Raw genomic sequence first — 12,180 nt, 5'->3', positions numbered from 1 at the left:
CTTGAACACTGAGGTCGCTGCATGCCATCCGTTATTTCCACCGACGTTCTGATTGTCGGCGCTGGTGTCGCCGGCCTCTGGCTGAACGCGCGCCTGCGCCGCCAGGGTTTTTCGACCGTGCTGGTGGAAAGCGCCAGCCTCGGTGGCGGGCAAAGCGTGAAGTCCCAGGGCATCATCCACGGCGGCGCCAAATACGCGCTGCACGGCGCCCTGACCGGCGCCTCGGAAGCCATCGCCGACATGCCGCGCCGCTGGCGCGAAGCCCTGGCCGGTGACGGCGAGCTGGACCTGTCCGGCGTGCGCCTGCTGTCCGAAGCCCATTACCTCTGGTCCCCCGGCACTCTCGCCGGCAACCTCACCAGTTTCTTTGCCAGCAAGGCCGTGCGCGGTCGCGTCGATCAGGTCAAGGGCGAGCAATTGCCGCCAGCCCTGCAAGACAAGCGCTTCAAGGGCAAGGTCTATCGCCTGGCGGAACTGGTGATCGATGTGCCGAGTCTGATCCAGCGCCTGGCCGATCTGGCGGGGGATGGCTTGCTCGCCGGGCAGAACATCGAGCCACTGCTGGAAGGCGGCGTGCTGGTCGGCTTGAAAGTCGATGAGCGCGAGATCCGCGCCCAGCGCATCGTCCTGAGCGCCGGCGCCGGCGCCGCGGCATTGCTTGAAACCCTGGGCCTGAGCCAGCCTGCCATGCAGCGCCGGCCATTGCACATGATCATCGCCAAGGGCCCAAGCCTCAAACCGCTGTACGCCCACTGCCTGGGTGGCGGCACCAAACCGCGCATCACCGTGACCACGCATCCGGCAGCGGATGGCCAATGGGTCTGGTACCTGGGCGGCGACATCGCGGAGTCTGAAGGCGTGGCCCGTGAGCCCGCCGAACAGATCGCCACCGCCCAGAAAGAACTCAGCCAATTACTGCCATGGATCGACCTGAGCACCGTGCAATGGGCGACCTTGCGCGTGGATCGCGCCGAACCGCTGCAATCCGGCTTGACCCGTCCCGACAACGCCTTTGTGGCCGAGGAAGGCCGACTGCTGGTGGGTTGGCCGACCAAGCTCGCCCTGGCGCCGGACTTCGCCGACCGCGTGATCGCCAGCCTGACCCGCGACGGTATCCAGCCAAGCCACCCGGCAGCGCTGCCTGAACTGCCGAAGCCGCCGATGGGCGTACCGGCCTGGGAGCAACTGCTGCCATGAGCCAACCGACCCTGCACGACCTGCATCGCCCACTGGGCAGCACCGGCCTGCTGGTTTCACCCCTGGGCCTGGGCACGGTGAAACTGGGCCGCGACCAAGGGGTGAAGTACCCCAACGGCTTCCGGATTCCCGATGACGATGAAGCGCGCATGCTGCTCAAGCTCGCCCGCGACCTGGGCATCAACCTGATCGACACGGCCCCGGCCTATGGTCGCAGCGAAGAGCGCCTCGGTCCGTTGCTGCGCGGCCAGCGTCAGGATTGGGTGATTGTCAGCAAGGTCGGTGAAGAGTTTGCCGACGGCCAGTCTCGTCACGACTTCAGCGCCGCACACACGCGAATGTCAGTGGAACGCAGCCTGCAACGCCTGGAAACGGACTTCATCGACCTGGTGCTTGTGCACTCCGACGGCAACGACCTGGCGATCCTCAATGACTGCGAAGTCTACGACACCCTCGCCGCGCTCAAGGCCGAAGGCAAGATTCGCGGTTTCGGGCTTTCCGGCAAAACCGTCGACGGCGGCCTGAAGGCACTGGAGCAAGGCGACTGCGCGATGGTCACCTACAATCTGAACGAACAAAACGAGAAGGCCGTCATTGACTATGCTGCTGCACACGGCAAAGCCATTCTGATCAAGAAAGCCCTCGCCAGTGGCCATGTCTGCCTGAGTCCGGGCGTGGATCCGGTGCGTGCCAGTTTCGAGTTGTTGTTTGAACATCCGGGTGTTGCCAGTGCTATTGTCGGGACCATCAATCCGCTGCACCTCGCCCACAATGTCGCGACCGTTGCCCAGGTCCTACGTAGCCACTGACGCCGCCCACGCGGCCTTAAGCAGGAGCCGACATGTCGCGTACGCTCATCAGAAAGAACCCGAGCAACTTCAAGACCCTGCCGTTATTCGTCGAAGCGACCCCCGAAGGCCTGGCTTATCAGAGCGTCGGCAGGCCGCTGAATTTTTCCCAGACCCTGCAACGTCGGCGCCCGGTGACGGTCGGCGACAGTGAACGGTTTGCACTCGAACTGGCCAATCTCGGGGTTTCGGTACGCCTGACCCTGCATTGGCAGAATCGCGACTATTGGGTGCTGGTGCGCCAACGCCGGCAGGACCGTGGCGATGTGGTGCTCAAGCTGATTTCCGGCTACGTGCCGGCCCATGAACTGAACCTGCCCTTGCACACGGCGATCCAGGAGATAGCCGAAGAATGCCTGCTGGAAACTCCCGAAGGCTGGCTCGGTGGGCGCTTCAATGACACCTGGCTGCCGGCGCCTTACTCGGCCGCCCTGCATTACCGTGAAGCCCTGCCGTTTCGCTTGTCGCCACTGTCCGGCTCGGCGCGGCCGGTACGTTGCGCCAATCTGATGCTGATGGAGCGTCCGCGGGCTTATGTGCATTTGCCAACGGCGTCACTGCAGCTGATTTACGACTTGCGCCTTGACGTTCCCAAGGAAGCCAAATCCCTGAGCCTGTTCCATGTCGATGAAAGACTGGAAGGCGATCAACTCGTCGCCCGCCTCGACCGCAAACGCCCCGACCTGTACTTGATGCCCTTGCAGGACGGCCACCCGATGGCTGAGCTCTACACCTTGAAGAAGGATCAGTTGTACCCGGCCAGCACGCGCGGCCTATACCTGGCCGAGAGTTTTGCCCGACAGGAAGGCTGGCTGGTGCGCGATGAGCGGATTCGCTGGAAGGACTGGGTGAGACAGCAGGGCTTGACCCCGCCGGGGAAGGATTCGGGTTTGGCGCGGTTGCGTGGCAAGGCCAAGTTGTTGCTGAAGAAAATCGTGCCGCGCAAGGCGGCACGATAGGGGCGACTAGCGCGCTTCTGTGGCAGGGCTTTTGTGGCGAGGGGGCTTGCCCCCGTTCGGCTGCGAAGCAGTCGTAAATCATCGCACGCGGAGTGCCTGGCATATCGCGGTGGCAAATTTCAGGGCCGCTTCGCAGCCCAACGGGGGCAAGCCCCCTCGCCACAAATCAGGACTTGCGAATCTTCTCGACAATCGCCGTGGTCGAGCTGTTTTCCACCAGCCCCAGCACTTTCACGGTACCGCCGTAGGCCGTCACGATGTCCGCGCCGACCACCTGGTCGATCCCGTAGTCGCCACCCTTGACCAGCACGTCCGGCTTGACCGCGCTCAGCAGGTTTTCCGGTGTGCCTTCAGGGAAGCTGATCACCCAATCCACCGCCCCCAGGCCGGCCAGTACCGCCATACGTCGGTCGACACTATTGATCGGACGGCCCGGCCCTTTCAGGCGGCTGACCGATGCATCGTCGTTGATCGCCACTATCAGGCGATCGCCCTGGGCCCGCGCCTGTTCCAGATAGGTCACGTGACCGGCGTGCAGGATGTCGAAGCAACCGTTGGTGAACACGATCCGTTCGTTGTGCGCGCGGGCATCATCGACCGCCAGCAACAACTGCTCAAGACCCAGCACACCGCGCTCGGAACCTTCCTCGCGCTGGATCGCGCGACGCAGTTCCGGCGCACTGATGGCCGCCGTACCGAGCTTGCCGACCACGATACCGGCCGCCAGGTTCGCCAGGGCCACCGCGTGAGGCAGCTCTTCACCCGCAGCAATCGCGGCCGCCAGGGTGGAAATCACCGTATCGCCGGCACCGGTCACGTCGAACACTTCACGGGCACGGGCTGGCAAGTGCAGCGCCGGATGATCCGGACGCAGCAAGGTCATGCCGTGCTCGCCACGGGTCACCAGCAAGGCACCGAGGTCCAGGTCGTGCATCAGTTGCGCGCCCTTGTTGACCAGTTCGTGCTCATCGGCGCAACCACCGACGATGGTTTCGAATTCGTTGAGGTTCGGCGTGATCAGGCTCGCACCGCGGTAGATCGAGAAATCCTTGCCCTTGGGATCGGCCAGCACCGGAATGCCACGGGCACGGGCGGCCTGGATCAGCGCCTGATGGTTTTTCAGCGCGCCTTTGCCGTAGTCGGACAGCACCAGCACCTTGATGCCTTCGAGCAACTCGTCGACCTGCGCGGCCAGCGCCAGCGCGTCAGTGGCGAAGGGTTCTTCGAAGTCGATACGCAGCAATTGCTGGTGACGGCTCATGACCCGCAGCTTGACGATGGTCGGCTGGTGCGCAATGCGCTGGAAGATGGCCCGCACGCCGGCGCCCTTGAGGCTGTTGACCAGGCTGTTGGCGGCTTCATCGTCACCGGTTACACCGACCAGCGAGGCCGGGGCCCCCAGGGCGGCAATGTTCAAGGCAACGTTGGCTGCGCCGCCCGGACGGTCCTCGATGTGATCGACCTTGACCACCGGCACCGGCGCCTCAGGAGAAATCCGTGAGGTACCACCATGCCAGTAACGGTCGAGCATGACATCGCCGACCACCAAGACAGGGGCTTGATCGAATCGCGGCATGGACAACTTCATGGTGCAACCCACATACAGAATGAACAGGGGCGCGATATTAACACAGGGTTGGTGTCGGCTTGTGCGGTGGCTGCAACCGGATGATTCGCCGGGCTTTATTGCTCATTTTTTGAGCAAAAACCCCGCCAGGCGACGGCACGCATCGCCCGTTTTCAGGGCATGTGTATCGTATAGGACTGGATACAAAGCACCGGGCGCATTGCACGCCGGGTGTGCGAAAGGGCGAGCCAGGCTCGCCCTTTGCGGGTCAGGCGATGTCTTCGGCCGGGGCGTCGAGGCCCATCGCATTGAGGCGCGAGTAGTAGCCCTTTTGCGCCAGCAGTTGATCGTGGGTACCGCGCTCGACGATTTTCCCCTGATCCATGACCAGGATCAGGTCGGCCTTCTCGATGGTCGACAGGCGGTGAGCGATCACCAGCGTGGTGCGACCTTTCATGACCTGATCCAGGGCTGCCTGAATATGCCGCTCGGACTCGGTATCGAGTGCCGAAGTCGCCTCATCGAGAATCAGCAAAGGAGCATTCTTCAACAGCGCCCGGGCAATCGCCAGGCGCTGACGCTGGCCACCGGACAGCAGCACGCCGTTTTCCCCGACCTGGGTGTCCAGGCCTTGAGGCAATTGAGCAATGAAGTCCATTGCGTAGGCGTCCTTGGCCGCTTTTTCAATGTCTTCACGCGGCGCGCCGGCCAGGTCGCCGTAGGCGATGTTGTTGGCCACAGTGTCGCTGAACAGGGTCACGTGCTGAGTCACCTGGGCGATGTGCTTGCGCAGGTTCAACAGTTTGTACTGTTCCACTTCGACGCCATCGATGAGGATTTCGCCCTTGTCGTGGTGATAGAAGCGTGGGATCAGGTTGGCCAGGGTCGACTTGCCGCTGCCGGAGCGCCCCACCAGCGCCACCATTTGCCCGGGTTCAACGGAGAAACTGATGTCATTGAGTACCTGACGCTCGGTGTCAGGGTAGGTGAAGCTGAGGTTGCGTACGTCCAGGCGACCGCTGACAACGTCACGCTCGACAGTGCCGGTATCGACTTCGGGCGCGACATCCAGTTGCTCGAAGATGCTTTCGGCACCGGCCACACCCTTCTGGATGGTCGAGCTGACTTCCGACAGCTGGCGAATCGGCTTGGGCAACAGGCCAGCCAGGGTGATGTAGGCCACCATGTCGCCGGCGGATGCATCGCCCCGCAGGAACAGCACGAGGAACATCAGCACGGCCATGGCGGTGTAGATCACCAATTGCAGCATCGGCGTGTAGATGGCGCCGGTGCGGGTCATGCGCAATTGCTTGTCGGTGTTGCTCTGGCTGGCGTCGAAGAAGCGTTTCTCTTCGTATTTTTCACCGCCGAAGCTGCGCACCACGCGATAGCCCTGGATGGTTTCGGACGCCACATGCGTCACGTCCCCCATGGCCAGCTGGATTTTCTTGCTCTGCTTGCGGAATTTCTTGCTGGCCGTGCGCACCATGATGGCAATCAGCGGCAGGATGGCGACCATGACCAGCGTCAGGCGCCAGTTCATGAACAGCAGCGAGGCAAACAGGAAGATCACCGTCATGCCTTCACGAATTACGACCTTGATCGCATCCGTTGCCGCCCCCGTGACCATGGTCACGTTGAAGGTGATACGAGAAATCAGGTGCCCCGAGTTATGCTTGTCGAAATACCGGTTCGGCAACACCAGCAGGTTGTTGAACAACTGGACCCGCAAGTCATGGACCAGGCCCAGGGAAACCTTGGCCAGGAAGTAGTTGCCCAGGTACGACCCCAAACCCTGCCACGCGGCGATCAGGATGATCAACAACGGCACCGCCTGCAGCAGTTGCAGGTCGCGCAGGTAGGGCACGGTTGGAAACAGCGCTGCTTCAGGGTTGGACAGACCGTCGACGAAGTACTTGAGGATGTAGCCCAGCATTGGCTGCGTCGAAGCGAAAATCAGAAAACCGACGATGCTGATCAGGAACAGGCTGATGTACGGCCGGACATAGCCGAGCAGACGGAAGTAGATTTTCAAGCTCGATGGGCTTGCGGAGAGACTGGAGTCGGTCATATCACGCGAATGTCGATGAAAAGGACGCTGACTTTAGCACAGCTTCCTCAGGGTTCTGGCAATCGCATACAGCTTGTGTATTGTGGCGCGTCAAATAGCCACCCGATGTCCCTGCCTTGGTACGGTCGCTTAATTCAGGAATAAGTTACTCAGCATGCAATTAAACGCTTTGAACAGCACGTCCAATAGAATCTTCGATTTCATTTGCTTGTGGATCCTTCCGCTCGGTTACTTATTGTTGCTTTGTGCACTGTTTTTCCTGCCGGGGCGCAGCGTGCATCACAAGCTTTACTATGGCCTGTTCAGCATTCCGGCACTGATTGCACTGTGCTTGCGTCCGCGGCTCGCCAAGGAACTGCTGCACGAACCGATCGTCGTTGCAGTCCTGCTGTTTTTGGCGTGGGCGATGCTCAGCCTGAACTGGGGGCCAGGCGACGACATCGACTTTGGTCAGTTCAAACCGCCATTGCATACCCTGATGCTGTTCGTTGGCTGCTACCTGCTGGTGCGCTATCGCAGCGAAATCATTCAACCCCTGCTGTTCTGCGCCGCGACGGTGGCGTTGATCATCTCTGCCTACAACCTGTACAGGTTCGGCCTGATCTACGAGCCGGAAATGCGCCTGATCGGTGTCGGCGCGTTCGACAATCCATTGCTCAGCTCCCACGTCTTCGGCTTTTTCTGTACCTACTGGCTGAGCCTGAGCATGACCTGCAAACGACCCCAGGTCCTTTGGTTGAGCCTACCGGCGATGGCGATCATGTTCGCCACGGTGCTGGCCACCGGCTCCAGGACTCCACTGGTTGCACTGACGGTCGCTGCGCTCTGGCTGTGCGTCATCTGCTGGAATCGACGCTCGGCCCTCCTGCTTGCCTCGATGTTTATCGCCGGAGCGGCGACTTTCGCGCTATTTACCGACAAGATCCTCGAAAGAGGCAGCTCCTTCCGTATCGAGCTCTGGCAATTGGCCCTGGGCAGGATCGCTGATCATCCATGGATCGGGCACGGCTACAACGCCGAACTGAGCCTGGACCCAGGCGTCGGCTACCCTCTTTCTGAGCCCCATAACTTCGCGCTTGGCGTGCTCTACTACGTCGGCATTATCGGTTTTCTGCCATGGCTGTTCTTCCTCGCGCGAAGCTTCATCGGTAGCCTGCGCCATCGCGTGCAACCGCTGCTCATCATTGCCTCGGCCTGGCTGGCCTTCGGCATCGGTGCGGGCCTGACCGAAGGCGGCGGGATTATCTCTCGTCCCAAGGAACACTGGTTCCTGCTGTGGATCCCCTTGGCGCTGATTGCCGCATTGAGCATCAATCAACGGGCCAGGCGCCTGCTGGACAAGCCGATCAAGACCGCGTCGCCAAGCGCCCTGCAACAACTGACGGCCGATGCCCGGATCATCGAGGAAGACGGTTTGGGGCCCAAAGTCCTGCGCCTGACCGACGGCAGCTTTCTCAAGCTGTTCCGCCGCCGCCGCTGGTATACCTCGGGCAGCTTCACGCCCTACTCCGATCGTTTTGCCGTCAACAGCGTGCAACTGCGCAGCATGGGCATCCCGACACCGCAGATCCTCGACCTTTACCGATTCGAAGACGGCAGCACCGCTGTGCACTACTCTCCGTTGCCGGGCAACACCCTGCGCCAGATCCTGCAAGGCATCACCGCCCCGGCGGTACGCCAGGCACTGGTGGAGCGTTTCGGCAAGTTCATGGCTCAACTGCATCAGCAAGGGGTCTATTTCCGCTCCCTGCACCTGGGCAATGTGCTGGTGCTGGAAGACGGCGAGTTCGGCCTGATCGACCTCGCCGACCTGCGAATTTACCCGTCTTCTCTGAGCCCTTCCCTGCGTCGGCGCAATCTGCGCCATATGCAGCGCTACGCAGAAGATCGCCATTGGTTGTTCGAGGATCACTTCGAAGCGCTGTTGCTGGGCTACGCCGCTGTAGCTTCGCAAACCGACGTGGATAATTTGCGCAGGCAAGTGCTGGCCGCAAGCTCTCCGACCCAGACTCGTTGATGACAGAAACCAATGCGCTGATCGCGATCAGCGCGTTGGCTCAGTCTTTCTCCAGCCGTGAGAAATACATCCGGCCCAGCCCACGCCAGGTTTTTTTGTTCCAGGCCTTGAACGGAATCTGCGCCAGCAACTCACGCGCCAGCTTGCGATCACGGTTGGCGGTCTTGAGGAACATGGAATTGAGAAACTTGTAGCGCACCTCGTCATACAGCGGGTGATCGCTGAAGAGCGCGTAGGTACGCAGGATGCTGTCGATCATGAAACGGTGGTTCTTGTAGGAGTTGGTGGCGTGCTTGCGATAGCGCGCCATCAACACATTCAGACCATCGATGAAATAACCGGCATGGGTCACCTTCAACTCGATCAGCAAGTCTTCCAGGCGAATGGTCGGATCGAAACCGCCCACCTTCTCCAGCGCTTCGCGACGGATCATCAGGGTCGGAGCCGGAGGATAGGGCTTGCGCTCGAGGAACATGTCATCGAAGTCCAGGCGACGGAACGGCACATCCCGGCGCTGGCGCTTCTCCGGATAGAGATTGCCGTCGGCATCGATCAGCTCGATGTTGCCGGCGCAGATTCCGACCTCGGGCTTGCCGTCCATATGCGCGACCTGGGTGGCAATTCGCTCGGGCAACATGATGTCATCCGAACCGAACGGCACGATCAGGCTGCCCTTTGCCCGGGCAATCGCACCGTTGAGGGTATTGGTCAGCCCCTGGTTTTCCTGAACCCGGAAGTCGAAACCATGGATGGCCTGCAACGCCTTGATCCGCTCGACGCTGTCATCCTTCGAGCCATCGTCGATCACCAGCAACTCAATATTCTGATAGGTCTGGTTGAGGACGCTGAGAATGCTTTCCTCGATGTAAGGGGCGTGGTTGTACGACGCGATAATGACCGTGACGATGGGTTGCGCGTCGTTCATGGTTGTTCCTTGCGGGCCTGTTCCAGGCCGGAGTCGATCAGATTGAGGTATTCGCGACGGAATTCCTCGATGTCATGGTGTTGTTGCAAATAACGGAAAGCCTGCTCGCCCTTGGCCTTGAGCTCGTCATCCGACAGCCCCAGGTAAGTGTCCAGCGCAGCCTGCAGCGTCGGTACATCCTTCGGTGTAATCGCCAGGCCACCGGCGCCCTCGATGAGCGGCAACATGGCCGGCACGTTCGAGGCAATCACCGGCAAATGCCCGCTCATGCCTTCAAGCAGCGCCAGCCCGAGGCCTTCGGCCAGGGAGGGCATGGTCCAGATATCGAAAGCGCGGATGTACTGCAGGGCAATTTCCTTGAACCCCAGCAAATGGGCGCGACCGCTGAGGCCGAGGCGGTCGATTTCCGCAGCCAGGCGCGACTCTTCGCGACCGGCACCAATGATTGCCAGCTGGGTGTTCGGGTATTTGTCCTTGAGCGCGGCAAAGGCCTGCAGCAGATAGATATGACCCTTGACCGGGACCAGTCGCCCCAACGCACCGATCAGCCGCACCGACGGATCGATGCCCAACATTTCACGGGCCTTTTCACGACTGTGTTGCAGGCTTTCGGCTTGCTCGATGTCGATGGCATTGGTGATGGCGTAGGTATTCTGGTCGGTGAAGCCGCAGTCACAGTCCAGCAGATACTGTTTCACTGCAGGCGACACGCCAACGAAACGCCAGTGACGATCGATCAGACGCTGGGTCTGGCGGCGCCGGTAAAAACGGTCGTACTCGCCAAAGCCGTGGGAAATGCCGATGCACAGCGGCACTTTCAACCAGCGGTTGAGCGCCAGCATCATGTTCACCGGCTTGAAGCGGTTGCAGATCACCACGTCAAACTTTTCCCGACGGCAGAACTTGTACAGCTGCCACATCGCCCGCAGGCGCATGCCCTTGAGGGACTTGTCGGAAAATTCGAAGTACACCGAACGGTCGGCCCGGCTCACCGCTTCGCCCGGCCCGGGTTTACCGCGCAAAAACGCAGCGGTCACTTCATAGCGATCACTGGGCAGGGCCTTGACGATCTGCTCCGCGAGGTCGGCGAAATCATGGGCTTTGACGTTGTAGTCAGGCTGCAGTTGCAGGACCTTTGACCGCTGACTCATAACTCTCCCCGCTGAGAAACATTGCCTGGTGTGTGCTTGATGGACCACAAAAGCTCGTGGCGCCGGACTGCCTTGCGAAAGAATTCGTTCTCGCCATAGGTTGGCGGCAACCGACCAGCCAACACCCGCTGAATCAGCCGACGCAAGCGACGCTTGAACGGCATCGCCGGTTGCAGGTCGTGCATCATCCCCAACGCCATGGCCTTGTCGCGCTGTTGCTCCAGCGGCATCGGCAGGCAGTAAGGCTGCATCGGCTGGGCCGAATCGAAGGCCGGCGGCAAGGCGATGCCATCACCGGAATCGCCCATCGGCCAGCGGTCGTTGTCATGCAGGTGGTTGGCATAGCCCAATAGCGTAGTCGGCTGCCAGTCCAGGCCTTGCAAGGCTTCGAGGACTGCCGCCTGGGCACAGATATGATCGGGATGCGGATCCAGGGTCGGATGCGGCAGGACGATGACTTCGGGCCGGGCCCGCAACAACAGCTCACGCAGATCCGCCAGCAGATTGTTCCAGGTCGGCGCGCCATCGGCATCGCCGGGCAGCGCGAAAGGATTCAACTGGCGGAACAGACGGGTATCGCTCATATCCGCTTCCCGCGATCCCGCCGCCACCGCAGGCGCAGCCTGCATGCTCGCCAGTTGCAGGCAGAAATAACCCAGTTGCACGCAATGGGCCTCGGGCACGCCGGCCCAACGCGGCACGGCAATACTGTCCCAGGTGCGCAGGCGGCCTTTCAAGCGGGCCGCGTCGGCCTTGTTCAGGCCCATCTGCCGGTAGTGTTCGGCTTCGATTTCACCGGCGGTCAGCGTAACGATCCAGGTTTCGTTGGCCTGGCTGTACAAACCGTAGGCCGCCAGTTCGGCGTCGTCGGCATGGGGCGCGATGACCATCACCCGCTGGCGCCGGTAATCTGGATGCTCGAGCGCCCAAAGCACCGGCTCGCCGAGTACGCGGCAGAAACGCCCGCGCAAGCGCAGGTCACCGCGGGACAGCGCCTGAGCCTGACCGCTGAGATTGAGGTAACGCAGGCCGTTTACGCCCCGCTCGAACGTTTGCCGGTCAGGGTTTTCGCCACCCAGCAACTCGACCACCGGATCGAGGAATCGTCCCAGCCAGGTACTTTTTACCCGCAGGGCCAACACCAACGTCGCGTCGTCGACCAGCATCACGCCTTCGTCCAGGCGCAAGTGCTCACCGCTAAGGTGCACCTTGGGCTGTGGCGTATACGGGGGAAAGCTGTACTGGTAATCGTCTTTCGGCGAGTAGAACAGATGGTCGGCAAACCAGGCCTCGTGGGCAATCCAGCCGAGGACCGCGAGCACCAGCGGTAACCACCAGGCCACCAACACACCCAAGACGATCAACAGCACCAGCGCAATCAACAGGCCGATGCGTTTGTTGCGCCGGTGGCGCTTGAGCAGTTGCTGTTTGCGGCTCATGGCTTG

Annotated in this window: 9 protein-coding genes; 4 read left to right on the top strand and 5 right to left on the bottom strand. The window is 61.2% G+C overall.

Annotated elements, in window-relative coordinates; all coding sequences use genetic code 11:
- Positions 1 to 21 precede the first annotated feature (21 nt).
- From QMK54_RS02385 to QMK54_RS02375, 3 genes are read left to right on the top strand one after another with little or no spacing between them, the layout of a single operon-like run.
- Entirely contained in the window at positions 22 to 1,197 is a 1,176-nt protein-coding gene (locus QMK54_RS02385) for an FAD-dependent oxidoreductase (protein WP_320401991.1), read from the top strand.
- Complete coding sequence (locus QMK54_RS02380; RefSeq protein ID WP_320401990.1) at positions 1,194 to 2,006, top strand: aldo/keto reductase; 813 nt, start codon at positions 1,194 to 1,196, stop codon at positions 2,004 to 2,006. Before QMK54_RS02385 ends, QMK54_RS02380 begins: the two co-directional genes overlap by 4 nt.
- Positions 2,007 to 2,038: 32 nt before the next feature.
- The gene (locus QMK54_RS02375; protein ID WP_046039764.1) at positions 2,039 to 3,004 is read left to right on the top strand and encodes a hypothetical protein; all 966 of its coding nucleotides are present in this window, start codon (positions 2,039 to 2,041) and stop codon (positions 3,002 to 3,004) included.
- 166 nt (positions 3,005 to 3,170) lie between these two features.
- Here the strand turns inward: QMK54_RS02375 and hldE are convergent, their stop codons facing one another.
- The gene (gene hldE, locus QMK54_RS02370; RefSeq protein ID WP_110660434.1) at positions 3,171 to 4,592 is read right to left on the bottom strand and encodes a bifunctional D-glycero-beta-D-manno-heptose-7-phosphate kinase/D-glycero-beta-D-manno-heptose 1-phosphate adenylyltransferase HldE; all 1,422 of its coding nucleotides are present in this window, start codon (positions 4,590 to 4,592) and stop codon (positions 3,171 to 3,173) included.
- Between the two features lie 247 nt (positions 4,593 to 4,839).
- On the bottom strand, positions 4,840 to 6,642 hold the full coding sequence (gene msbA, locus QMK54_RS02365) for a lipid A export permease/ATP-binding protein MsbA (RefSeq protein WP_110660435.1): 1,803 nt from the start codon (positions 6,640 to 6,642) through the stop codon (positions 4,840 to 4,842).
- Positions 6,643 to 6,796: 154 nt separating this feature from the next.
- Here msbA and QMK54_RS02360 point away from each other — a divergent pair, with 154 nt between their 5' ends.
- Positions 6,797 to 8,659, top strand: coding sequence for an O-antigen ligase family protein (locus tag QMK54_RS02360; RefSeq protein ID WP_320401989.1), 1,863 nt, complete (start codon positions 6,797 to 6,799; stop codon positions 8,657 to 8,659).
- 40 nt (positions 8,660 to 8,699) lie between these two features.
- Here the strand turns inward: QMK54_RS02360 and QMK54_RS02355 are convergent, their stop codons facing one another.
- The 3 genes from QMK54_RS02355 to QMK54_RS02345 are packed head-to-tail and all read right to left on the bottom strand — an operon-like array spanning position 8,700 to position 12,174.
- A complete protein-coding gene (locus QMK54_RS02355) occupies positions 8,700 to 9,584 on the bottom strand; it encodes a glycosyltransferase (protein ID WP_110660437.1) in 885 nt (294 codons plus the stop codon).
- The gene (locus QMK54_RS02350) at positions 9,581 to 10,735 is read right to left on the bottom strand and encodes a glycosyltransferase family 4 protein (RefSeq protein WP_110660438.1); all 1,155 of its coding nucleotides are present in this window, start codon (positions 10,733 to 10,735) and stop codon (positions 9,581 to 9,583) included. The genes QMK54_RS02355 and QMK54_RS02350 overlap by 4 nt, the downstream gene beginning before the upstream one ends.
- Entirely contained in the window at positions 10,732 to 12,174 is a 1,443-nt protein-coding gene (locus QMK54_RS02345) for a PIG-L family deacetylase (RefSeq protein ID WP_320401988.1), read from the bottom strand. Before QMK54_RS02345 ends, QMK54_RS02350 begins: the two co-directional genes overlap by 4 nt.
- Between the last annotated feature and the right edge of the window lie 6 nt (positions 12,175 to 12,180).

Source organism: Pseudomonas sp. P5_109, assembly GCF_034009455.1.
In the GTDB taxonomy this organism is placed as follows: Bacteria; Pseudomonadota; Gammaproteobacteria; order Pseudomonadales; family Pseudomonadaceae; genus Aquipseudomonas.
Note: the sequence above shows the minus strand (reverse complement) of the source record. Positions and strands in the feature narration are given on the sequence as shown.